Genomic DNA, 21,619 nt, shown 5'->3' on the forward strand with positions numbered 1-21,619 from the left:
ATCAGGCTCTGTCTCTTTCGGAGCCGTTTTTTACGTTTTACAGAAGGGGTGATGGGATGGAAAAGAAGATCTCAATTATCTTAACGAGTTACAACAAACCGGATCTTGTGAAACAGGCGATTGAAAGTGTTTTGCATCAGACCTACAGCAATTGGGAGCTGTTTGTGATGGATGATCATTCAAATGAAGAAACCTCGGCTGCCATCAGTACGTATATAAAAGATCCTCGCATATATTATGACAACAGTTTTATCAATCCGGCCGAACGGCTGAAGTCGACCCGGTATGCCGTTTTGATTAATGATGCGCTTTCACGGGCCGAAGGCGAATACATCACTTATTTGACAGACGACACCGTATTTCATCCGAATAGGCTCAGCCGCATGGCGGAAGCGCTTAATCAATGCAGCGAGTTTGATGCCGTCTATTCCAGCCAGAAGGTGATACATGTAAACGGGCGCGGAACAGAACAATTCCACTTCTATCGTTTCGCTGAAGAGGTGCTTGATCAGGCCGCTTTTCTCGTTGATCACTGTTCAGTGATGCACCGGAGATCATTGCTTGAGCGTGTGAAAGAGAAGTTCGGCAGCTTTTGGGACGAAGATGTTATCCATTGGAATCACGGAGACTCTGTTTTTTGGAGCAGGCTCAACACATTTACATCATTTCTGCCGATAAAAGAAGTGTTGGATACGACCTATAAAACACCCCACTCATTTCAGAACACGTATCAATCGCTTCCGTCTGTCCTGATCGACGGATCCTTTGTAAAGGGGACGGATCAGAAAGTATATCAGCTTGACCGAAATAAAAGGAAGCCTGTAAACGAGCGCTGGCATACGTTATATGAAGGCCGAACCGTCGTCATTCCGGATCCGTTTTTATTTCAATATGAGGAAGAGGACTCCGCCAGTATTCCGAATTTTCAGCTCGTCAGGGATCAGTTTCATGTTTATTTTATAGAAGACGGGGAGAAAAGGCTGGTTGATCATAGCGCATTTCGCTTTTACCGATTTAAACGGCATGACATTCCGGCTTTAGAACGGGCCGAAATACAATCGCTTCCGGACGGTCCGCCGATCAGCCGGGGGGCATCGGGCTGTATTCAACATCTGCCCGGGAGAATGCTGTTTCGCATTGAACGGAAATTTTATGTTTATTTGAGAGGGGTTCTCCATCCGATCAGTCATGATGTAGCGAAACGCTTTTTTGCGAATCAGAAGGCGATACCCATTTCCTTTCAGCAAATTAAACAATTACCAATTGGAATGCCGTTCTATCCGGTGTACGATGAAATTATGAGAAATCTCAATATAACAAAAGGTTGAGAGATGCAGTCGGATGTGTAAGGAAAAGGAGAGCTTTTATGACCGATCAATTTGATAAAACCGAGAAGCAGTATATAGAGCTTACTTCCGGCATTCAGAGGTTCGAGCATTTCAGTGTATATACGGACCCTTTTTTGCCGCAGATTTTTTCGCATAACTTTGTTCAGCTGCACCGTACATTTCCGTTAGACAAACTGCTGCCGTTTTTTTCGTCCGTTCCGGGCATGCTTCAAGCCAATTATATTCATGTGAAAGCGTCTCCGGAGCACGCATTTCCGCTTCTTCTGAAACAAACTCTGGTAAAGCAGGGCTGCGTAGTGGAAGATGAGCTGTTTTTTGCAAGGAAACTGGCAAATGGGGACCTGCAGGCAGGACACCCGCTCACTGCTTGGGGGACGGAAAAAAGCCTCGCCGACGGGTCGTCTATTATGAACATCTATGATGCCCTTTACATTGGCGAGGCGGCGGCCGAACAAAAGCTTGAGCGGAAATATCCTTTGTATAAGGACGGAACGGTTATGCTTGTCGTGTGCTACAGCGACGCCTCGCAAACGATTCCGATCGGCTGCGGAGAGCTTTTCATCAACAAAGCAGATAAAACCGCAAAAATAGAAGAAGTCGCAATTCTGGATCAATTCCAACGAAAAGGCTACGGATCGATATTGATGAATGAGCTGATGGCGGCGGCAAAGCTGAACGGCATGGAAACCGTATACCTTGTGACGTCCGGGATGGACGGTGTAAACCGCTTTTATGAAAAACTCGGTTTCAAAAGATTTCGGCGCGTGCATACAATTTTTCATTATTTTCTTACATAGTTGGGCATTCGCATAAACCAATTGGGAGTTGGCCCGCATACAATGCCGTATATCGTAAGAAGAAAGGATGATTTGCGTATGTACGGATACGGATATGGCTACGGTTGCGGCAGTTTTGGCTATGGTTACGGGCACGGCGGCTGCGGAGGCGGAACCAGCACTTTTGTGCTGATCGTTGTATTGTTTATTTTATTAATCATCGTCGGTGCGGCTTTTATTTGTTAGACTGAAAAAAATCCTATAATGAAAATCAGCCTGCAGAGAACATCACTTTCTGCAGGCTTTTTGTTATTTCCATGCTGAAAAATCAGCTTGAAAAACATTTTAATACATATTGCCTTTCTGGAGAAGGGGGAGAAAATGTGAACATAACGATTGAAGAATTACCCGAATCCAGAATTGCTTATTTCCGAAACGTCGGAGAGTATGGAGGAAAGCAAAACAAAGAACTGATGGAGTCATTTAAAAACTGGGCACAATTGAATGGCCTGCTTGATTATTCTGTCATTTTAGGAATTCCGCAAGATCATCCGAATCGTACTCCTAAAGAGAAATGCCGCTATGATGTTTGTCTTGTTATCAATCAAGACCATGTGCCTGAACCAGCCCGGATCGGTACATTTTCCGGAGGGAAGTACGCTGTTTTCTTGCTTGATCATACAAAAGAGGCAGTCAGCGGATTTTGGAACACTGTTTTTTCTGAGATCGAAAAAAATAATTTATCAATCAGAGAACAGCCCATTATCGAAAGGTATACTTTACAAAAGGTGAATCATCATTTGTGTGAAATATTGATTCCCATACAGTAAAGAAGACGGGAATTTTCCGCCTTCTGCTTATACAGATTCAGATCAAAAATGATGTGATGATGAGCTGAGCAGATAAATAGCAGAACCGAAGAAAGAATAAAATCAACAGTAGTAATAGAATTTCCAGAACGCTCTTCAGGCTGTCGGGACATCTCCGGCAGCCTGTTTTACAGAAAGGTATTTTCTGCAAAAAACTTTTTGAAGGAAAGAATGCGGTTATTCATCTGTTCATACAATGAAGCAAATGGGTTTTCGAGGTGGAAAGATATGGGGAGCTATTTAATCAAACCGGAGCTTGACGCAAATTATCCGTCAGTCAGTCATGGAAAGGGATCATATGTGTATGATCAGGAGGGGAACAAGTATCTTGACGGAGCATCGGGGGCGGTCACTTGCAATATCGGTCACGGCACCGAGGATATTATACAAGCTTTAAAAGAGCAGCTTGACTCCGTTTCGTTTGTGTATCGCTCGCAATTCACCAGTACTCCGGCAGAAGAACTGGCTTTATTTCTGGCCGATCATCTGCCGGGCGGGCTGAATTGGTCATTTTTTGTAAACAGCGGCTCAGAGGCAGTCGAAACAGCGATGAAAATAGCCGTTCAATATTGGCAGGAAAAAGGGCAATACCAAAAATCCGTCTTTCTATCAAGATGGGGCAGTTACCACGGCATTACTTTGGGAGCGCTTTCATTATCGGGGTTCTACGAACGGAGATACCGCTTCACCCAGCTGCTTGAACGGTTTCCGGCCGTTTCAGCGCCTAATATGTATCGTTCAGAGCTGCAGGGAGAGGAATTTGTGAAAGCTGCGGCGGCTGAACTGGAAACGGCTGTTCAGCGGATCGGTTCCTCATTTATCGCGGGTTTTGTCGCAGAGCCGATTGTCGGAGCAGCCGGGGCGGCCATCACTCCGCCGGCAGGTTATTATGAAGCGCTTGAGGTTGTCTGCCGCAGGCACGGTATTTTGTTTATTGCGGATGAAGTCATGACGGGGCTCGGGAGAACAGGGCGGATGCTTGCTTCTGAGCATTGGGGGATCGCCCCTGATATCGCGGTGCTCGGAAAAGGGTTAGGCGCCGGTTACGCTCCGATTGCGGCAGCTGTTGCGTCTGATGACATCATTGAAACGATCAAGCGGGGCTCCGGGGTCATTATGAGCGGACATACGTACAGTGCCAACCCATACTGTGCAAGAGCGGCGCTTGAAGTGCTTCGCTATGTCAAGAAACACGAGCTGCTTCGGCAGTCAGAGGAAAAAGGCGTAATGCTGAAGCGGAAATTAGAAGAAATCAAAGACCGCAGCGGGGTGATCGGGGATGTCCGCGGTAAAGGCCTCCTGATCGGGGTTGAATTCGTTAAGGATAAAACGACGAAGGACGTTTTTTCGAAAAAACAGGCCTTCACCGAAAAAATCATTAAAGCAGCAAAAAAACGGGGCCTGCTTATTTACCCTGCAAAGCCCGGTATTGACAGCGGAGAAGGAGACGCCGTCATTATCGCCCCGCCATTCACGATTTCATATGCGGAGCTGGATGAGCTGTCAGATCTATTTTCCCAGTCCGCAGAAGAAGCTGAAAAAATGATGAAGAAGGATTGAGCTGATATGTCTATTTTTCATAAAAAAATCGATATTCATGAAGCAATTGCCGATGTCAAGGACGAATCTGTCATCATGTTCGGCGGTTTTGGAGGAGTGGGTTCACCTCCGTCATTAATCGAAGCGATTTTGGAAAGCGGCGCTAAAGAATTGACCGTCATCTGCAATGATGCCGGATTTCCGGAAATCGGTATCGGCCCGCTTATCGTTCATAAGCGGGTAAAAAGGCTGATCGCTTCCCATATCGGCTCAAATCCTGTCGCGGGCAGACAAATGACTGACGGAGCGCTTGAGGTGGAATTTTCGCCGCAAGGGACGCTTGCTGAACGGATTCGCGCAGGCGGAGCGGGGCTAGGCGGTATTTTAACTGATATCGGCATTGATAACGCAACCGTTTGTGAAAACAAAGAAACCGTAACGATTGACGGAAAGTCCTATTTAGTTGAAAAAGCGCTGACGGCTGATTTCGCTTTTGTGTCCGCACATATTGCTGATGAATTCGGAAATCTGACGTTTGACAAAACGGCGCGCAACATGAACCCACTGATGGCTGCTGCGGCCGAAAGAACATTTGCTGAGGCGGCAGAGATTGTGCCTGCCGGCGAACTTGACAGCGAGCATATTGTAACGCCGGGCGTTTTCGTAGAGGGTGTCGTGCAAAGTGAAGGAGTGAAGTGGAGATGGGCTTGGGAATAGCGGAAAGAGAGAGTATCGCGAGGCGGGCCGCCAGTGAAATTACCTCAGGTATGATTGTCAACCTGGGGATCGGCATTCCTTCTTTAGTGCCGAACTTTCTGCCGGCCGGCATGGAGGTAATGCTGCAGGCGGAAAACGGCGTCCTCGGTATCGGCGGTAGTCCGGAGCGCGGAGAAGAGGATGAGCTTTTATGCAATGCGGCCGGATTTCCTGTCAGTACAGTTAAGGGTGCTTCCTATTTTGATTCAGCTCTGTCTTTTGCCATGATCAGAAAAGGGCTGATAGATATTACCATTTTAGGCGCGCTCCAAGTCAGCAGGACAGGTGATCTCGCCAATTGGCTCGTGCCGGGGAAAAAAGTGCCCGGAATGGGCGGGGCGATGGAGCTTGCCCAAGGCGCGAAAAAAGTGGTTGTCGTCATGAGCCACACCGATCAGAAAGGCCGGCCGAAGCTGGTCGAAAGCTGTTCATTGCCGCTTACAGCAGCGGGCTGTGCAGATCTCATCATTACAGAGAAAGCCGTCATCAGCATAGATGAGGGAGCTTTTGTTCTTGAGGAACTGCTGAATGGCACGACCATAGACGATGTCATTCAAACAACGGATGCCGAAATCAGATTGGGAGAATGTTTTCTTAAAAGGGGGTCTGTCCATGGATCAATTAGAAAAGAAAGTCACTGAGTGGGCGGAAGAAAACACAGCAAAAGCGGTAAGCCTGCTGAAACGGCTGATCGGGGAAAAAAGCACGTTCGGCCATGAATTTAACGCACAGGCAGTCGTTTTAGAAAAACTGAGACAGTTTGACATGGATATTGATGTCTGGGAGCCGAGTGTCAAACAGTTGAAAGAGCATCCTTATTTTGTATCGGAACGCGAAGACTTCCATGAAAGCCCGAATATCACAGCCGTAAAGAAAGGGGCCGGGGGCGGAAGATCACTGATACTGAACGGACATATTGATGTTGTCCCGGAAGGAAATCCCGCCGCATGGACGTATGAACCGTTTACCGCTGTTGAAAAGGACGGCAAAGTTTACGGACGCGGTTCAACGGATATGAAGGGCGGCAATACAGCCCTCTTGTTTGCGTTAGAAGCGCTTGAAGCCTGCGGGATTACGTTAAAAGGAGATGTTCTGTTTCAAAGTGTCGTAGATGAAGAGTGCGGCGGCGCGGGAACACTGGCGGCTGTTATGAGGGGCTACAAGGCTGACGGGGCGCTTATTCCCGAACCGACTAATTTAAAGCTGTTTGTTAAGCAGCAAGGGTCTATGTGGTTCCGCATTACGGTAAGAGGATTGTCCGCACACGGCGGCACCCGCTATGAAGGGGTGAGCGCCATTGAAAAAAGCCTGCATGTCATCACAGCCCTTAAAGAGCTTGAACACGTCCGCAATGCCCGTATCACAGACCCGCTTTATCGGGACGTTCCGATTCCGGTTCCCATTAATATCGGCACCGTCCAAGGGGGAACGTGGCCATCATCGGTAGCTGACCGTGTGGTGATAGAAGGCAGGTGCGGAATAGCGCCGGATGAAACGCCCGAAGCAGTAAAAGAAGAGCTGGCAAGCTGGCTGAAAGATTTGGAGTACCGGGATGAATGGTTTAAACACCACCCCGCGGAAATAGAATGGTTTGGGGCTCAGTGGCTTCCGAATGATCTCCCGGATGAGCATCCGCTGATATCCGCTCTGGAATCTTCTTTTGAGAAAATGAAAGGGGCAAAACCAGTTCGTGAAGCGTCCCCGTGGGGAACGGACGGAGGGCTTTTGCAGCACGCGGGACAGACGCCGGTCATCGTCTTCGGTCCGGGGGAAGTCAAGGCGGCGCATCAGGCGAATGAATACATTGAAGTCCGGGCGTTAATCGATGCCGTCAAAATCATTTCTCTTTTTATCATGGAATGGTGCGGGGTGGCAGATGGGGGTGACAGCGCTGATAAAGGAACTGAGGGCTGAAAGCGGCGCGGCCGAGATTGATGCAGACCGTTTCAACGAGCGGCTCAGAGTCATTCGTTATGACGGACAGATCACGGCGCTTATACCGGCCGTTTTGGCAGAAGCAAAGCAAGAAGGAGCCCAAAAGGTGATTTTCTTTGCCAAGCGCGGCGATGAGCCGGAATTTGTCAAGCATCTTTTTATTGTTGAGGGTGTCATAGACGGGTATTACAACGGGCATAAGGCTGTTGTGATGGTGCGCTATTTATCAGAGGAACGGAGACGATCAGATTCATATGTATCAGAAGATTCGGCTGTTGACCGTTTATATGAGACACCGCGGCGGGGACTGACTCAGACAGAAAGCACGCTGATGTTCAGAAAAGCGGACGAAGATGATGCAGACTGCTTATCGCACTTATATAAACATGTTTTTCTTACCTATCCGACTCCTGTCTTTAATCCCCTTTATATTAAAAAAACAATGAAAGAAAACACCATCTATTATGCCGCATTCGATCAGGATCGTCTCATTGGGGCGGCAAGCGCAGATATCAATCCGGTATTGGGGCACGCTGAAATGACCGATTGCGCGGTTCTGTCAGATTACAGGGGGAACTCCGTAACGGCACACTTGTTTAAAGCGTTGGAGCAGGAACTCGCTGGCCGGGGAATCATTCATCTTTTTTCCTTGGCCCGTGCAGCGTCTTACGGGATGAACGCCGTTTTGTATCATGCGGGATACGGCTACAGAGGCAGGCTTGTGAACAACTGCCGCATTTCAGAAGGGCTCGAAAATATGAATATATGGTGCAAGACTTTACGTTTGGCCATTCATAAGGAGGAATTCGTTTGACAAACAAATGGTTTCAGCCGAAGCGTCATTGGAAGGAGATTGAATTGTGGAAAGATGTGCCGGAAGACAAGTGGAATGATTGGCTGTGGCAGCTCACCCATACTGTAAGAACCGTCGATGACCTGAAAAAAGTCATTCATTTGACCGAAGAGGAAGAAGAAGGCGTCAGGATGTCTGTAAAAACCATTCCCCTGAACATTACGCCTTATTATGCTTCTTTAATGGATCCCGATAACCCGAGATGTCCGATCCGCATGCAGTCCGTGCCGCTGTCAGAAGAAATGCACAAAACGAAATATGACCTTGAAGATCCGCTGTTTGAAGATGAAGATTCACCGGTTCCCGGTCTTACGCACCGCTATCCCGACCGCGTTCTTTTTCTGGTGACAAATCAATGCTCGATGTATTGCCGATACTGCACCAGAAGGCGTTTTTCCGGACAGATCGGAATGGGGGTGCCGAAAAAACAGCTCGATGCGGCAATCGCTTACATCCGGGAAACGCCGGAAATCCGTGACTGCCTGATTTCCGGCGGAGACGGGCTTTTAATCAACGATCAGATTCTGGAATATATTTTGAAAAACCTGCGTGACATTCCCCACCTTGAAATTATCAGGATCGGAACGAGAGCGCCCGTCGTATTTCCGCAGCGGATAACGGATAACCTTTGTCAGATTTTGAAAAAATATCATCCGGTCTGGCTGAACACTCATTTTAATACGAGCATCGAACTGACGGAAGAATCGGTTGCGGCGTGTGAAAAGCTCGTTAACGCAGGTGTTCCGGTCGGTAACCAGGCCGTTATTTTAGCAGGCATTAACGATTCGGTGCCGATTATGAAAAAACTCATGCATGATTTAGTGAAAATCCGCGTGCGTCCGTACTATATTTATCAATGTGATTTGTCAGAGGGAATCGGCCATTTCAGAGCGCCTGTTTCAAAAGGATTGGAAATCATTGAAGGGCTGAGAGGCCACACAACAGGCTTTGCCGTGCCGACCTTTGTCGTCGACGCCCCGGGCGGAGGCGGTAAAATCGCCCTGCAGCCGAACTACTTGCTCTCCCAAAGTCCGGAGAAAGTAGTGATCAGAAACTTCGAAGGGGTGATTACATCTTATCCCGAGCCGGAAAACTATATCCCGAATCAAGCCGACGACTATTTTGAATCTGTTTTTCCGGGAACAATGGCCAAACGCGAGCCGGTCGGACTGAGCGCCATTTTCGCGGACAAAGAGGTTTCGTTCACACCGGAAAATGTATCGAGGATTGACAGAAGGAAAACGTTTACATCAAACCCTGATCATGAAACGCTGAAAGACCGCAGGGAAAAGAGAGATGAATTGAAAGAAAAGAAATTTATTGCACAGCAAAAGAAAGAGCAAAAAGCAGGATCGGAAGTCGGAGGTGAGTCGCCGTGAAGCCATGCGAGTGGTGCGGCAATCAGAAGGCGTCAGCTTGTCAGGCGGCTGTGTACTGGGAGCTTCCTGACGGTACGAGAGCCATAGAAATTACAGAAACACCCGCATTCGCCTGTTCCTCCTGCGGCATGACGTATCAGGAGGAAGCGGTCATAGCGGAAATCGAAAATCAGCTTTTTTTAGTCAATGCAAAAAAATTACCGGAAACACTCACATATCAAGAGCTGATGAGGACAGAAAGGATCTTGAAACGGAATTATTTTGACTTCTCCTAGTCTTCTTTTGTTGTAATTTCACACTTGAATTGTATAATAGTACAACAAAAGACAGTCATCAGGAGGGGAAACCCATGAAATCCTTTTATCACTATTTGATGAAATACAGGCATCCCAAACCGCAGGACGCAATCAGCCGGTTTGCGAATCAGGCATACGAAGATCACGGCTTTCCGAAAACGTCAAGCGATTATCACGAGCTCAGTTCTTATTTAGAACTGAGCGCCGACTATTTAGAAACGATGTCGACATTTGATGAAGCTTGGGAAAAATATGAGACCGAGGTGCATCACGCCTGACGAAAAACCGCACATTGTGCGGTTTTTTTCTGTTGAAATCACTCGCTTATGAGGTGCCGTATGATCAAATCCCGCAATGCCGTCCGTTTTGATCAGCACGTAAACAAATCTTCCTGACGGCACGGATCATAAGGCAATAGAATGTATAGCTGCAGAGTTCACCGGATCAGACCTGCTGCCGGCGGGGTCCCGGGTAAGGAGCCTCTTTTCACTGAGAAATCATCAAACATTTAAATGAAGTGAGAGGAATCAAATGATCTATGGTGAAGCACTGACGTTTGGAAGGAAAAGGGGATTTTATGTGACAAGGTTGAAGCGGATTGAAGTTTGTGACTTCATTGAAAGCCGAAACGAGTTTGGTTCTTCATGATAAACAAGCCATTACGAATATGCAGCCGGAATTGGATCTCCATACATCTTCGATGATGTGTTTCACGGCAAATCTTGAACATCACGGCGGTGATATTGTCAACATGCCTTCGGGCCGGGTATTTATCTTTGCGTCATGGAGAAATAAACAAAAACTCATTCAAAACAGGCGCTTTTTATTACTGCTCATTCGATCGAGAGCGCAATGCCATCAGACGCTTCTGTTACGGTAAGTGAAAAAACGCACAAGCATGTTGGGGATTTTGTCTTTTTGAACAGGTGCAGAAATAGATATTTCCTGTGGTTTTCATGCCCATGCGAAATGATGGCGGCCGGCATACGATAGCGTATGACAGTCCGCGGCAAGGGGGAGACAGCATGAAGCCAGATAAACCGAAATTTCAAGTGGGAGACATCGTGGTCGTCGTGATGTACGGAACCGTCGGCACCATTACGAAGGTTCATCAAATTGATAAACATTATCTTTATGAAGTCAATCATAATGAAGTGCTTTATTTTGAATCGTCCATCCAGCTTTATAAAGATTATGAGGGCGTGATCGTCGATATGGAAAAATTGGATATTGAATATGAATTTCTGATCGGCGACGTCGTATATGTAAAGGACTACGGAAAGGAATTATTCCGAGTTATCGGTCACAGAACTGAAATTTGGAGATATTTAGAGGATGGCTGGGAGGATATTATTTATGAGCTGACTCGGCTGAAAGACGGAGAGTGGCTTGAAACGGAGGAAGAGGATCTCACGCTGGTTCTGAGAAAATATGAAATGGATCAGTTTGTGCATCAGCTGCTGTTTGTCCACTATGTTGGGGAAGCATCTCATGAGATCGGCGAGGATACCGTCGCGTCTGCTCTTCTTCAGTTTGAAGGCGATGCTGATGATCCCGATGCCCTGCATGTGCTGGCGGTATCGATTGTAGATGAGCTGCTTGATATTTATAACGATTATAAGATTCTTTATCATTTGTTCGGTGACGAAGAATATAAAGATATGATGAATTTTGTGCTGGAAAGCCTGCGGGAGCATTTCAGCTAGCCGGCAAAAAAACGGACGGTGACATATAAAAACCAGGGCAGACAGCCGGCAAAGATGACAAACGACATTCCTTTCAGCACTTTTTCCAATACGATATCAAATCCATCTCCGTCCAATAAAGCCATCATTTTCGTCATCATCTTTTCTCCCTCCGGGGCTTGTTTTTTAAAAGTATATGAGCGGACAAAACGTTTAGAACTTTCGGGTATAATTTGAACGGTTTTTTCATAAAACATAAAAAAGGAGGCGGTGTTTGCATGAAAGAAATAGATCTTGTGATTGACACAGAAGAAATAGCTGATTATTTTTACAGTCAGCTTGCTATGCGCGGGTACATACCGAGTGAAGAGGAAATCTTCGAAATAGCCGACATCACCTTTGATTATTTATTAGAAAAATGTATGATAGACGAAGAGCTTGATGAAGACTGAAACTGCGGAACCGAAGTGAAAAAGCTTCGGTTTTTTCAATCAGCTCGGGAGAATGAAACATGGGGGGAAAACGTTGTACAAGCCAGCAAGTCTTTTCGCATTGTTTATTCTGCTCGCAGCAGCGATCCGGATAGAAGCCGTCCGGGCTTTTGATGAGCGTGTGATAGAAGCGGCTGTCAGGATCAGGTCTGTCTGGCTGAATGAATTGATGTTATGGATAACGGAGCTCGGCACGACCGCGGTGCTTTTGCCGCTTCTTCTTTTGACAGGCGCAGCTCTGTATATGTACAAAAAAACGCCGGATGTTGTTTTTTTGCCGCTTCTCTTTCTCATTGAACGGATTGTAAACATAAAAATAAAAGAATTGATTGAAAGAGCCAGACCCGCTTTTGAACCGCTCGTCCATGAAACTTCATACAGTTTTCCGAGCGGCCACTCCATGAATTCGGCAGTGATGTATCCCATCATCGCTTACTTTTTGATCAAGCATGTTCCGTTTTTCACGAAAAGAAAGAGGGCCGTCACCGTCTTTACCGGAGTTCTCGTCATTCTGATCGGATTCAGCAGAATTTATTTGGGCGCGCATTTTCCGACGGATGTCCTTGCCGGATTCAGTCTCGGACTTTGCCTCGTTTCGCTTTTTGCGCTCTTTGACGAAAAGTATCATCCGTTTCGACAAAAATAGAGACAGGAAAATTGAGAAAAAACGCTAATACTATTAAGAAATAAGAGGGAGGGATCTTGATGCTGTTATCGCTGCCCGTGTTTAAAAAAAAGACTTGTGCCTATGATGTGACGATTTTTCAAACACCCCGCTACGGCGAGAAAAAGGGATACAGGGTCGTCTATCGGACAGAGCTGGCCGCTGACAATCATCAAGACGCACTGGAAAGGGCATTTTCTGTTTTTAATGTGCCTGATACGGTCCCAAACGACTATCAAGCCAGATTCATAGCGACCGGAGACGTCATACTCATAGACGAAGGAAGAAAAGGAAAGACCTATTACAGGCTTAACCCTGCGGGATGGAGCAAAATTAACCGGCTGCTCGTCCAGCCGAGGTAAGACGGGGCCGGCTGAATCTTCAGCCGGCTTCCGTATTGTCTGGGAAAGACAGTGTTAAGGCTTCCGTTTAGCGGCGGAATGCTCTTTTCCATGCGCTTCATCAGCTGCAATGACGTCTGAAACGGGCACGTGATTGTTCTTTTTCTGGCCGGTCACCCGGTTGCGCTGTTTTTTGCCCATTATGTTCACTCCTTTTTCTTTAGGCTGTCATCCCGCATATTCTGCCCAAGATCGCCCTGATCATGCTGATGATTGTCTCTTACCGTTATTCAGTGTACAATGGGTGAGAGTTTGAATAGGCAGGAGGAAAAGGAAATGAGTGTACATATAAACGCAGAAAAAGGCCAAATTGCGGATACAGTGCTTTTGCCGGGAGATCCGCTCCGAGCGAAATTTATTGCGGAAACGTATCTTGAAAATGTGGAATGCTATAATGAAGTCAGAGGAATGTACGGATTTACGGGTACATATAACGGCAAAAAAGTATCAGTCCAAGGCACCGGCATGGGTGTTCCGTCTATCTCTATTTATGTGAATGAACTGATTCAAAGCTATGATGTTCAAAACTTAATCAGAGTCGGCTCATGCGGAGCCATCCGTAATGACGTGAAGGTGCGTGACGTGATTTTGGCGATGACGTCTTCAACGGATTCACAGATGAACCGTGTCGCCTTCGGCAGTGTAGATTATGCTCCTTGCGCAGACTTCGAACTGCTTCATAAAGCGTACCAGGAAGCGCAAAAAAACAATCTTCCCGTAGCGGTCGGAAGCGTCTTCACCGCCGATCAGTTTTACAATGAAGACTCCCAAATCGAAAAGCTTGCCAGATACGGCGTCCTCGGCGTAGAGATGGAAACGACTGCTTTATATACGCTTGCCGCTAAATACGGCAAAAAAGCGCTGTCTATCCTGACTGTAAGCGATCACGTATTAACGGGAGAAGAAACAACGGCAGAAGAGCGTCAAACGACTTTTCATGATATGATTAAACTGGCGCTGCATACTGTATCGTAAACTTGAGATGAGGGTTATGCTGATTAAAGCAGCCCTCTTCTTTATGCATCGCCCTGATTCAAAAAAAGAAAGGTAAGGGTAAAATGAAGAAATCCACTAAATGGTTCTCGCTCGCTGCCGCTCTCAGCGTAACCGCAATCGTGGGCACCGGCTGCAGCATTTCAGGCGGCGACAGCCATAAGGACACAAAAACAGCAGCTGAAACAAAACAATCAGATGACACATCAAGCAAAAAAACAACGAAGACAGAAAACAGCGATTTTGTATTGGAGAGCAAATATTTTAATGATATTAAAGAAGTGAACGGGCTTGAGACCATTCAAAACCCGACAAATACACTTGCGCTCGTGAATAAGACATATACGCTGCCGGGAGATTATAAACCGAATGATCTCGTGATCCCGAAAGTCGAATTTTCTTTTACTGAGAAGATCGAGAAACGATATATCCGCAAACCTGCCGCCGATGCTTTGGCGGAACTATTCAGCGCCGGGAAAAAAGAAGGTTATGACCTGGTTGCCGTTTCAGGATACCGCTCTTATGACAGACAGAAAGTTATTTTCGATAATGAAGTCAGTCTGAAAGGTGAAAAAAAGGCGAAAGAAGCCGTCGCATATCCGGGGCAAAGCGAACACCAGACGGGGCTTGCCATGGACATCTCCAGCAAAAGCAACGGATATGAGCTGAATGAAGCGTTCGGAAACACGGCGGACGGCAAATGGGTGAAAGACCATGCGTATGAATACGGCTTTATCATCCGCTATCCTAAAGGCAAAGAAAATGTTACAAAGTATGAGTATGAACCATGGCATTTACGCTATGTAGGCAAAAAAGCGGCAAAAGCCATCCATGACCATCAATTAACGCTTGAAGAATATTTTAATGAAGTAAAGAAAGTGTAATGAGAAGAAGCCCGCTTGAAAAATAGAAAGCGGGCTTTCTTTATTACCAGAAGAGCAGACCTCCAAGCGCAAATCCGGTAATGAAACCAAGGCCGATACCGTAGGCTGCTCCCCAGCCTCCCCAGCCTCCTCCCCAATAACCGAATCCGTACCCTCTGTGACGGCCGCCGACAGGGGTGATATACACTTTGCTGTTAGTCACCCGTACGATTCTTCCGACGTGGACTCTGCCGTTTCGTTCTGTAATCCTTGCTACTTTTCCTTGGTGCTGCCGGCAAAGATGATAATAGTTTTGCATCTTTTCTCCTCCTATCCAACCTATCTTTCTATGTCAGCTTATGATAGAGTGCGGTAAAAAGGTTGGACGAAAACAGGAGGACAATTGCCGTTTTACTTGTAAGCGACAAAAGCGCAGTGTCCCATATATTCACGGTACGTCTGCATAAGCTCGTAATGAGCCGTCAGCGTATCGTAGTGAACCGGCTGAATAACGGGCGATAAATCCATTTCTGTAGTCGGCTCCTGCGCATTGTTTTCATAGACAGCGGGAATGAAATCCGCTTTCTGAAATCCTTGCTGAAGCAATCTCTGTTTCCATGCCGTTTCATCCTGCAATACGGTAAAACCGTAGAAGTCTTTTATCTGTGTGATGGCGTTTTCCGGCATGGGCTTTTGTAAAGCAGCTTCAATGCCGATCAGCATGCCCCCGGGTTTAAGGACCCGCAGGATTTCAGACAGCGATGTATCAAGATTTGAAAAGGTGAGAACTGATTCGGAAAGAACGGCGGAAAATTGATTTTCAGCAAACGGAAGCCGCTCAAGCTCCGCCAAATAGCCCGGAATGGTTAAGCCTTCAGCGGCAAATCGTTTTGCTGCTTTTTCAAGCATAAGGGGATCCTTATCCACACAGGTGACGGGATACAGCAGGTGGCCGAGATAAGCGGCCGTCTGTCCCGTTCCGCAGCCGGCGTCAAGAATCGGTTCGCCAGGAGGAGGAGCCGCTTTTGTGAGAACGGCTTTGGAAAAAGCGAGCCCGCCCGGGTGAGCCCCTCCGACTCCGAATAAGGACAGCATTTCTAAATATTTGCTCAAAGGCCGAATCCTCCTTTTTTCCTCAGCATATGTTGAGAGAAAAGCATAGGTTTGGGTAAACGGGAAAGAAGGGCGCCTCACGTTTGAAGTTGACGAATGAGCGTTCGTCTATGATAATAATGTAAGAATAAAAAGGTGGTGTTTTCTTGAAGCGGCAATTTAAACTGTTTTTTATTATATTGATCACTGCGGTCGCAGCCTCGGCGCTTACGCTGTTTATCACGGGCAATACGACCATTTTCGGGCAAGGCTCGGCTGCTTTGACGAACAGCAAATTTGAGAAATTCAATAAAGCCTATGAGCAGATTAAAAGTGATTACTATCAAAAAACAGATGACAGCAAATTAATAGACGGAGCGATAAAAGGCATGATCAGTTCCCTGGATGATCCGTATTCTTCTTATATGGATCCTCAGGAAGGAAAGTCGTTTGAAGAAACAATTTCCGCTTCGTTTGAAGGCATCGGCGCACAAGTGGAAGAAAAGGACGGCAGCATCCTGATCGTATCGCCGATTAAAGGGTCACCCGCGGAAAAAGCGGGGGTTAAACCGAATGACCAGATCTTGAAGGTCAACGGCAAAAGCGTTAAAGGCCTTAATGTAAACGAAGCCGTCGCATTAATCCGCGGCAAAAAGGGAACAAACGTCAAGCTTGTGCTGCACAGAGCGGGTGTCGGCGATCTGAACCTGTCGATCAAACGTGACACCATCCCGGTTGAAACGGTGTATTCTGAAATGAAAAAAGGAGACATCGGCGAAATCCAAATCACATCCTTCTCCGAATCGACGGCAAAAGAGCTGAATTCAGCCATTGACAGCCTCGAAAAACAAGGAGCGAAAGGATACATTCTCGATTTAAGGGGCAACCCGGGCGGCCTGATGGATGAAGCCATCAAAATGAGCAACATGTTTATCGATAAAGGGAAAAATATCATGCAGGTCGAATACAAAGACGGCACGAAAGAAGTCATGAAAGCGATGAAAGAGCGCAAAGTGACAAAACCGACAGTCGTCCTCGTCAATGACGGCACCGCGAGCGCCGCGGAAATCATGTCGGCTGCGCTGCATGAATCATCCGGAATTCCGCTGATCGGCGAGAAAACGTTCGGAAAAGGAACCGTGCAGACGGCAAAAGATTACAGCGACGGTTCTACCGTTAAACTGACAATCGCAAAATGGCTGACAGCGGACGGAGAGTGGATTCATAAAAAAGGAATCAAACCGCAATATCAGGTTAAGCTTCCTGAATATGCGAACCTGCCGTATTTAGATGCGAAAAAAACATACAAATACGGGGATTCCGGAACGACCGTCACCAATGCGCAAAAAATGCTGAAAGCGCTGGGGTACAGCGTGAATGTAAACGGCACATATGATAAAGCATTTGAACAAGCAGTCAAACAATTCCAAGCAAAAGAGAAACTGAAACAAACAGGCATTTTAACAGGAGACACAACGGCAAAATTGATGACGGATCTGCAAAAACAGCTTGCGGACAACGATACACAAATGAAAAAAGCCGTTGAAACATTAAATAAGAATATGAAATAGTAAAAAACACCCGATGCGTCGCTCGCGCATGGGGTGTTTTTTGTTTGCGAAAAGCCCGCCTTATGTCGTTTCCTGTTCAAAAAGGTGGCTGTTCGCCTGAATGAAGAACTGTGATTGCTCATAGTGATAGGTGACTTTTGAGAAGTCAAACGGCTGGCCGTTGGTTAAATGAAAAATCGTTTCAACGCAAAGCTTAGGCGCTCCTGTAAACAGACCTAAGTACTCCGCTTCTTCCTCATTTAACATCCCCGCGTACAGATATAAATCTGAAAAACCGCGCTTTAACCCGAGACCTTCTCTAATATAATCAAATATTGATTCTGCCACGATCTCTTTATTCAAATACGTAATAATCGATTTGTTGTAAAATGACTCTTCGATACACAATGTCAGCCCGTCAATATATCGGATTCGCTTGACATAATACACGTCGCCGTCAGGCGGCATATTCAGATTTTGGGCAGCCTCAGGCGTGGGTTTTCTCACTTCCAGCGCTAATAATTTGGAAGTGACATTAAAATCTTCAAGTGATTCTTTAAATCCCTGATTAGAAAGCAGGCTGATATACCCTTTTCTTTTATTCCGTCTGACAAAAATGCCGCTTCCCCTCACTTGAAACACAATCCCCTTTTTTTCTAATAAATCTAAGGACTTGGTGATCGTGCTTTTGCTCACGTTAAACCGGGTCATTAAGGTTTGAAGCACAGGCAGTTTATCCCCTTGCTGCAGCTGATGTTCTTCTATGTATTTTTCAATATCTAACGCGATTTGCTGGTATTTTAACATATACATTCCTCATTCATTTATTGTCCCGCTTCTTTCAGAATTATAGCATAATCGTTTTTAAAAGCCATTTCTAAATTAACTATAATTGTTTATGTATTGATAAATTATACCGGTACAATTATAATGTAAACGTATAATATGAAAATGAAGGCAGGAATTCTTCTACACTTGTGAAGCGGATGGTTGAAGCTGCTGCAGTGCATTTATTCGGCATGCAAGCGGCAGTCAAATAAAGGAGGATATACACGATGGGGACATTGCCAAAAGATTTTTTATGGGGAGGCGCTCTGGCCGCCCACCAATTTGAAGGGGGATGGAATAAAGGCGGCAAGGGGCCGAGTGTAGTGGACGTCATGACGGCAGGCGCGCATGGTGTGCCCCGGAAAATAACAGATACAATTGAAGAGCGGGAATTTTATCCGAATCATGAAGCGATCGATTTTTATCATCGTTATAAAGAGGACATCGCATTATTCAGCGAGCTGGGCCTGAAATGTTTAAGAACGTCCATCGGCTGGAGCAGAATTTTTCCTAAAGGTGATGAAGCCGAGCCCAATGAGGAAGGATTGGCTTTTTACGACCGGGTGTTTGATGAATTGCTGAAACATGGGATTGAACCGGTAATCACGCTGTCACATTTTGAGATGCCGCTGCATTTGGCGAGGGAATACGGCGGTTTCAGAAACAGAAAAACAGTCGGATTTTTTGTGAAATTCGCTGAAGTGTGTTTTGAACGCTATAAACATAAGGTGAAATATTGGATGACGTTTAACGAAATCAATAATAAGATGGATGTGAATAATCCGATCTTTTTATGGACGAACTCGGGCGTCGCCGTTAAAGAAAACGAAAACGCAAAAGAAGTCATGTATCAGGCCGGCCATCACGAACTGCTGGCAAGCGCATTGGCAGTTTCGAAGGGAAGAGAAATCAATCCCGAGTTCAGGATCGGCGCGATGGTATCACATGTCCCGATTTACCCGTACTCATCTCACCCCGATGATGTGATGCTGGCTGAAGAAACGATGAGACAGCGTTTTTTCTTCCCGGACGTGCAGGTTCGCGGATATTATCCAAGCTATGCGTTAAAAGAGTTTGAAAGAGAAGGCTATCAGATACACTTTGAAGACGGTGATGAAGAGATTTTGAAAAACGGCCGAGTGGACTACCTCGGATTCAGCTATTACATGTCCACTACCGTAAAAAGTGACGTATCAAACGATAATACCGGGGATGTCGTAAACGGAGGATTGCCAAACGGCGTGGAAAATCCTTATATTACAGCGAGTGATTGGGGCTGGGCGATTGACCCGACCGGTTTACGGTACACATTAAACCGCTTATACGACCGCTACCAGATTCCATTATTTATCGTGGAAAACGGATTCGGCGCCATTGACACATTAGAAGAGGACGGTTCAATTCATGACGCTTCAAGAATTGAATATTTATCGTCACATATAAAAGCTTTGGAAAAAGCAGTCACATATGATGGCGTGGATGTAATGGGCTATACACCATGGGGAATTATTGATATCGTGTCATTTACAACCGGAGAAATGAAAAAACGCTACGGCATGATTTATGTTGATCGGGATAATGAAGGCAACGGTTCAATGAAGCGGCTTAAGAAAGACTCATTTGAATGGTATAAAAAAGTGATTGAAACAAACGGCGCATATGTATCCTAAAGGTGTAAAAAGGGAAGGCTTCACCGTTGTGTGAAGCCGGCTTTTTATCAGTGGTTTTGAAAGCGCATTCATTTAAGCGGGAAGGAGGTGACTGTCCGGCTTTTCATTTAGAATCGCTTATAAAAATAAGGAAAGGGATGGTGGTTCATGTTTTTTAAAAAAAGTCTGCACATGACCCTGGTTTTTCTTATGTTTTTCTTTTTCATATCAAGCAGCACGGAAGCCGAAGTGTATGCGGCTGATCGGAAGGCTTCAGACAAAAACAAAGTAAGGGTGTGGTTCAGTTCTGAAAAAGATCCGGCTTCCCGTACGTGGTATGACGGGCCGCTGGAAGTGAAATACGCCTTAGACGAACAAACACCGCTTACATGGACAAAAAAGAAGGCTTCTGACTCCGCCGCCGTGTATATTGATCCGTCGCGCCGCTATCAAAGTGTGTTAGGCGTAGGATCGTCCCTGGAAGAATCCACAATCCATAATTTATCAAAAATGACACCCGCAAAAAGAAAAGAAGTGCTGAAAAAATTGGTTGATCCCAAAGATGGTATCGGCATGGACGTTATGCGCATAACGATCGGGACATCTGATTTTACGGCACAGGAATTTTATACGTATGACGATATGCCTGAAGGCCAAAGAGATCCTAAGCTCCGTCATTTCTCGATCCAAAAGGATATTGATTTACACATTACAGCAACCATCAAGGAAGCGCTGGCGATAAATCCGGAACTGAAAATCATTGCCTCACCGTGGAGCCCGCCGGCTTGGATGAAAACGAATGAAAACCTCAAGCGGGGAAAGCTGAAAGATAAATATATCGGCGCACTGGCCGTTTACTTCCGCAAATTTATTGAGGCGTACGAAAAGCAGGGAATTCCGATTTATGCGATGACCCTTCAAAATGAACCATTGCTGGAAATCGACTATCCGAGCATGTACATGCCGCCGTCTCAGCAGCGCAAACTGGCGATAGCCGTGAAAAAAGAATTGAAAAAACACATAATTGACACGAAAATTTGGATTTATGATCACAATGCGAGCGGGGCGTGGAACTATATTCCGCCGATTTTAGATGATAAAAAAGGAAACCGGGCGGCAGACGGCATCGCTTTTCACGATTATGACGGTGACCTTTCTGTCATGTCGGAAATCGGAAAGAGATATCCTGATCAATCTATTCACTTAACGGAGCGGTCTGTCTGGGGGACGGCAGGGGCGGATCGGATCGCACAGTATTTCCGCAACGGCGCGTCGAGCTACAATGCGTGGGTGACGATGCTCGACAGTCAAATTAAGACGCATCATTGGATAGGCACCCCAGACCCGACGCTGTTTATTCAGGATGCTAAAAACCCTGACCGCTATTGGAATATCCCGATCTTTCATATGACAGGCAACTTTTCAAAATTTATCGACCGGGGAGCAAAGCGGATAGAAAGTAATTACGGCTCCAAAAACACAGTCTCGAATGTATCGTTTCTTAATCCTGATCAATCCATTGTGACAGTCGTAATCAACCAGACATCTTCAGAACAAAAATTCCATGTCGTTTCAGAAAATCGGCAGTTTGAAGCCGTCATCCCGGCAAAAACCGTCGCCACCTACAAATGGCAGCACAAAAAGTAAAAAA

General features: G+C 46.1%; 27 protein-coding genes. 22 read left to right on the forward strand and 5 right to left on the reverse strand.

What is annotated here, in order from left to right:
* The first annotated feature begins 56 nt into the window (after window positions 1-56).
* The 14 genes from MJQ52_RS01240 to MJQ52_RS01305 all read left to right on the forward strand — a co-directional run bounded on the left by MJQ52_RS01240 (window position 57) and on the right by MJQ52_RS01305 (window position 11,458).
* Complete coding sequence (locus tag MJQ52_RS01240) at window positions 57-1,328, forward strand: glycosyltransferase family 2 protein (protein ID WP_094247862.1); 1,272 nt, start codon at window positions 57-59, stop codon at window positions 1,326-1,328.
* A gap of 38 nt (window positions 1,329-1,366) precedes the next feature.
* Window positions 1,367-2,146: a GNAT family N-acetyltransferase gene (locus MJQ52_RS01245; protein ID WP_063636667.1), complete on the forward strand. Its 780-nt coding sequence runs from the start codon at window positions 1,367-1,369 to the stop codon at window positions 2,144-2,146.
* A 78-nt stretch (window positions 2,147-2,224) separates the two neighbouring features.
* Window positions 2,225-2,371, forward strand: coding sequence for a YjcZ family sporulation protein (locus MJQ52_RS01250; protein WP_014418145.1), 147 nt, complete (start codon window positions 2,225-2,227; stop codon window positions 2,369-2,371).
* Between the two features lie 137 nt (window positions 2,372-2,508).
* Window positions 2,509-2,955, forward strand: coding sequence for an AraC family transcriptional regulator (locus MJQ52_RS01255; RefSeq protein WP_014305226.1), 447 nt, complete (start codon window positions 2,509-2,511; stop codon window positions 2,953-2,955).
* A gap of 267 nt (window positions 2,956-3,222) precedes the next feature.
* Entirely contained in the window at window positions 3,223-4,554 is a 1,332-nt protein-coding gene (locus tag MJQ52_RS01260) for an aspartate aminotransferase family protein (RefSeq protein ID WP_094247863.1), read from the forward strand.
* Window positions 4,555-4,560: 6 nt separating this feature from the next.
* Window positions 4,561-5,250, forward strand: a complete 690-nt coding sequence (locus tag MJQ52_RS01265; protein WP_094247864.1) for a CoA transferase subunit A — start codon at window positions 4,561-4,563, stop codon at window positions 5,248-5,250.
* Window positions 5,235-5,930: a 3-oxoacid CoA-transferase subunit B gene (locus MJQ52_RS01270; protein WP_025852465.1), complete on the forward strand. Its 696-nt coding sequence runs from the start codon at window positions 5,235-5,237 to the stop codon at window positions 5,928-5,930. Before MJQ52_RS01265 ends, MJQ52_RS01270 begins: the two co-directional genes overlap by 16 nt.
* Entirely contained in the window at window positions 5,902-7,203 is a 1,302-nt protein-coding gene (locus MJQ52_RS01275; RefSeq protein ID WP_374106999.1) for a peptidase, read from the forward strand. The genes MJQ52_RS01270 and MJQ52_RS01275 overlap by 29 nt, the downstream gene beginning before the upstream one ends.
* On the forward strand, window positions 7,166-8,038 hold the full coding sequence (gene ablB / locus MJQ52_RS01280; RefSeq protein WP_094247865.1) for a putative beta-lysine N-acetyltransferase: 873 nt from the start codon (window positions 7,166-7,168) through the stop codon (window positions 8,036-8,038). Before MJQ52_RS01275 ends, ablB begins: the two co-directional genes overlap by 38 nt.
* Window positions 8,035-9,456, forward strand: a complete 1,422-nt coding sequence (ablA, locus tag MJQ52_RS01285; RefSeq protein ID WP_031379013.1) for a lysine 2,3-aminomutase — start codon at window positions 8,035-8,037, stop codon at window positions 9,454-9,456. Before ablB ends, ablA begins: the two co-directional genes overlap by 4 nt.
* The gene (locus tag MJQ52_RS01290; RefSeq protein ID WP_077722472.1) at window positions 9,453-9,731 is read left to right on the forward strand and encodes a YokU family protein; all 279 of its coding nucleotides are present in this window, start codon (window positions 9,453-9,455) and stop codon (window positions 9,729-9,731) included. The genes ablA and MJQ52_RS01290 overlap by 4 nt, the downstream gene beginning before the upstream one ends.
* A gap of 74 nt (window positions 9,732-9,805) precedes the next feature.
* Window positions 9,806-10,030 carry a YozE family protein gene (locus MJQ52_RS01295; RefSeq protein WP_016936640.1) on the forward strand — a complete coding sequence of 75 codons (225 nt, stop codon included), beginning with the start codon at window positions 9,806-9,808 and terminating at the stop codon, window positions 10,028-10,030.
* Window positions 10,031-10,350: 320 nt separating this feature from the next.
* Entirely contained in the window at window positions 10,351-10,632 is a 282-nt protein-coding gene (locus MJQ52_RS01300; RefSeq protein WP_223883509.1) for a glyoxalase, read from the forward strand.
* 145 nt (window positions 10,633-10,777) lie between these two features.
* Window positions 10,778-11,458, forward strand: coding sequence for a hypothetical protein (locus MJQ52_RS01305; RefSeq protein ID WP_003153690.1), 681 nt, complete (start codon window positions 10,778-10,780; stop codon window positions 11,456-11,458).
* On the opposite strand, the gene MJQ52_RS01310 is transcribed toward MJQ52_RS01305, so the two are convergent.
* Complete coding sequence (locus tag MJQ52_RS01310; protein ID WP_012117771.1) at window positions 11,455-11,598, reverse strand: hypothetical protein; 144 nt, start codon at window positions 11,596-11,598, stop codon at window positions 11,455-11,457. The genes MJQ52_RS01305 and MJQ52_RS01310 overlap by 4 nt on opposite strands.
* Before the next feature lie 117 nt (window positions 11,599-11,715).
* Between MJQ52_RS01310 and MJQ52_RS01315 the strand changes: the two genes are divergently transcribed.
* From MJQ52_RS01315 to MJQ52_RS01325, 3 genes are all read left to right on the forward strand, one after another.
* On the forward strand, window positions 11,716-11,889 hold the full coding sequence (locus MJQ52_RS01315; protein WP_003153696.1) for a YozD family protein: 174 nt from the start codon (window positions 11,716-11,718) through the stop codon (window positions 11,887-11,889).
* 73 nt (window positions 11,890-11,962) lie between these two features.
* A complete protein-coding gene (locus MJQ52_RS01320; protein ID WP_094246830.1) occupies window positions 11,963-12,574 on the forward strand; it encodes a phosphatase PAP2 family protein in 612 nt (203 codons plus the stop codon).
* A gap of 59 nt (window positions 12,575-12,633) precedes the next feature.
* A complete protein-coding gene (locus MJQ52_RS01325) occupies window positions 12,634-12,954 on the forward strand; it encodes a YodL domain-containing protein (RefSeq protein WP_003153700.1) in 321 nt (106 codons plus the stop codon).
* A 54-nt stretch (window positions 12,955-13,008) separates the two neighbouring features.
* On the opposite strand, the gene MJQ52_RS01330 is transcribed toward MJQ52_RS01325, so the two are convergent.
* Window positions 13,009-13,134 carry a hypothetical protein gene (locus tag MJQ52_RS01330; RefSeq protein WP_003153701.1) on the reverse strand — a complete coding sequence of 42 codons (126 nt, stop codon included), beginning with the start codon at window positions 13,132-13,134 and terminating at the stop codon, window positions 13,009-13,011.
* Between the two features lie 135 nt (window positions 13,135-13,269).
* Between MJQ52_RS01330 and deoD the strand changes: the two genes are divergently transcribed.
* The gene (gene deoD, locus MJQ52_RS01335; RefSeq protein ID WP_003153702.1) at window positions 13,270-13,968 is read left to right on the forward strand and encodes a purine-nucleoside phosphorylase; all 699 of its coding nucleotides are present in this window, start codon (window positions 13,270-13,272) and stop codon (window positions 13,966-13,968) included.
* Window positions 13,969-14,051: 83 nt separating this feature from the next.
* The gene (locus MJQ52_RS01340; RefSeq protein ID WP_003153703.1) at window positions 14,052-14,870 is read left to right on the forward strand and encodes a M15 family metallopeptidase; all 819 of its coding nucleotides are present in this window, start codon (window positions 14,052-14,054) and stop codon (window positions 14,868-14,870) included.
* A gap of 43 nt (window positions 14,871-14,913) precedes the next feature.
* On the opposite strand, the gene MJQ52_RS01345 is transcribed toward MJQ52_RS01340, so the two are convergent.
* Window positions 14,914-15,168, reverse strand: a complete 255-nt coding sequence (locus tag MJQ52_RS01345; protein ID WP_003153704.1) for a hypothetical protein — start codon at window positions 15,166-15,168, stop codon at window positions 14,914-14,916.
* A 92-nt stretch (window positions 15,169-15,260) separates the two neighbouring features.
* Window positions 15,261-15,962: a class I SAM-dependent methyltransferase gene (locus tag MJQ52_RS01350; RefSeq protein ID WP_094246831.1), complete on the reverse strand. Its 702-nt coding sequence runs from the start codon at window positions 15,960-15,962 to the stop codon at window positions 15,261-15,263.
* A 146-nt stretch (window positions 15,963-16,108) separates the two neighbouring features.
* Between MJQ52_RS01350 and ctpA the strand changes: the two genes are divergently transcribed.
* Window positions 16,109-17,512 carry a carboxy-terminal processing protease CtpA gene (gene ctpA / locus MJQ52_RS01355; protein WP_094246832.1) on the forward strand — a complete coding sequence of 468 codons (1,404 nt, stop codon included), beginning with the start codon at window positions 16,109-16,111 and terminating at the stop codon, window positions 17,510-17,512.
* Between the two features lie 60 nt (window positions 17,513-17,572).
* Here the strand turns inward: ctpA and MJQ52_RS01360 are convergent, their stop codons facing one another.
* A complete protein-coding gene (locus MJQ52_RS01360; protein WP_071391727.1) occupies window positions 17,573-18,298 on the reverse strand; it encodes a GntR family transcriptional regulator in 726 nt (241 codons plus the stop codon).
* Between the two features lie 248 nt (window positions 18,299-18,546).
* Here MJQ52_RS01360 and bglA point away from each other — a divergent pair, with 248 nt between their 5' ends.
* The gene (gene bglA / locus MJQ52_RS01365) at window positions 18,547-19,989 is read left to right on the forward strand and encodes a 6-phospho-beta-glucosidase BglA (RefSeq protein ID WP_094246833.1); all 1,443 of its coding nucleotides are present in this window, start codon (window positions 18,547-18,549) and stop codon (window positions 19,987-19,989) included.
* A gap of 147 nt (window positions 19,990-20,136) precedes the next feature.
* Window positions 20,137-21,615 carry a glycoside hydrolase family 30 protein gene (locus MJQ52_RS01370; protein WP_094246834.1) on the forward strand — a complete coding sequence of 493 codons (1,479 nt, stop codon included), beginning with the start codon at window positions 20,137-20,139 and terminating at the stop codon, window positions 21,613-21,615.
* Window positions 21,616-21,619: the final 4 nt, after the last annotated feature.

Source organism: Bacillus sp. jun7 (assembly GCF_051034795.1).
GTDB classification, from domain to species: domain Bacteria; phylum Bacillota; class Bacilli; order Bacillales; family Bacillaceae; genus Bacillus; species Bacillus velezensis.

Bases quoted from the DNA above. Each gene is read 5' to 3' on its own strand.
- MJQ52_RS01240 (WP_094247862.1), top strand. From the start codon at position 57: ATGGAAAAGAAGATCTCAATTATCTTAACGAGTTACAACAAACCGGAT.
- MJQ52_RS01245 (WP_063636667.1), top strand. From the start codon at position 1,367: ATGACCGATCAATTTGATAAAACCGAGAAGCAGTATATAGAGCTTACT.
- MJQ52_RS01250 (WP_014418145.1), top strand. From the start codon at position 2,225: ATGTACGGATACGGATATGGCTACGGTTGCGGCAGTTTTGGCTATGGT.
- MJQ52_RS01260 (WP_094247863.1), top strand. From the start codon at position 3,223: ATGGGGAGCTATTTAATCAAACCGGAGCTTGACGCAAATTATCCGTCA.
- MJQ52_RS01265 (WP_094247864.1), top strand. From the start codon at position 4,561: ATGTCTATTTTTCATAAAAAAATCGATATTCATGAAGCAATTGCCGAT.
- MJQ52_RS01270 (WP_025852465.1), top strand. From the start codon at position 5,235: ATGGGCTTGGGAATAGCGGAAAGAGAGAGTATCGCGAGGCGGGCCGCC.
- MJQ52_RS01275 (WP_374106999.1), top strand. From the start codon at position 5,902: ATGGATCAATTAGAAAAGAAAGTCACTGAGTGGGCGGAAGAAAACACA.
- ablB (WP_094247865.1), top strand. From the start codon at position 7,166: ATGGGGGTGACAGCGCTGATAAAGGAACTGAGGGCTGAAAGCGGCGCG.
- MJQ52_RS01295 (WP_016936640.1), top strand. From the start codon at position 9,806: ATGAAATCCTTTTATCACTATTTGATGAAATACAGGCATCCCAAACCG.
- MJQ52_RS01305 (WP_003153690.1), top strand. From the start codon at position 10,778: ATGAAGCCAGATAAACCGAAATTTCAAGTGGGAGACATCGTGGTCGTC.
- MJQ52_RS01310 (WP_012117771.1), bottom strand. From the start codon at position 11,598: ATGATGACGAAAATGATGGCTTTATTGGACGGAGATGGATTTGATATC.
- MJQ52_RS01315 (WP_003153696.1), top strand. From the start codon at position 11,716: ATGAAAGAAATAGATCTTGTGATTGACACAGAAGAAATAGCTGATTAT.
- MJQ52_RS01325 (WP_003153700.1), top strand. From the start codon at position 12,634: ATGCTGTTATCGCTGCCCGTGTTTAAAAAAAAGACTTGTGCCTATGAT.
- MJQ52_RS01330 (WP_003153701.1), bottom strand. From the start codon at position 13,134: ATGGGCAAAAAACAGCGCAACCGGGTGACCGGCCAGAAAAAGAACAAT.
- deoD (WP_003153702.1), top strand. From the start codon at position 13,270: ATGAGTGTACATATAAACGCAGAAAAAGGCCAAATTGCGGATACAGTG.
- MJQ52_RS01340 (WP_003153703.1), top strand. From the start codon at position 14,052: ATGAAGAAATCCACTAAATGGTTCTCGCTCGCTGCCGCTCTCAGCGTA.
- MJQ52_RS01345 (WP_003153704.1), bottom strand. From the start codon at position 15,168: ATGCAAAACTATTATCATCTTTGCCGGCAGCACCAAGGAAAAGTAGCA.
- MJQ52_RS01360 (WP_071391727.1), bottom strand. From the start codon at position 18,298: ATGTTAAAATACCAGCAAATCGCGTTAGATATTGAAAAATACATAGAA.
- bglA (WP_094246833.1), top strand. From the start codon at position 18,547: ATGGGGACATTGCCAAAAGATTTTTTATGGGGAGGCGCTCTGGCCGCC.
- MJQ52_RS01370 (WP_094246834.1), top strand. From the start codon at position 20,137: ATGTTTTTTAAAAAAAGTCTGCACATGACCCTGGTTTTTCTTATGTTT.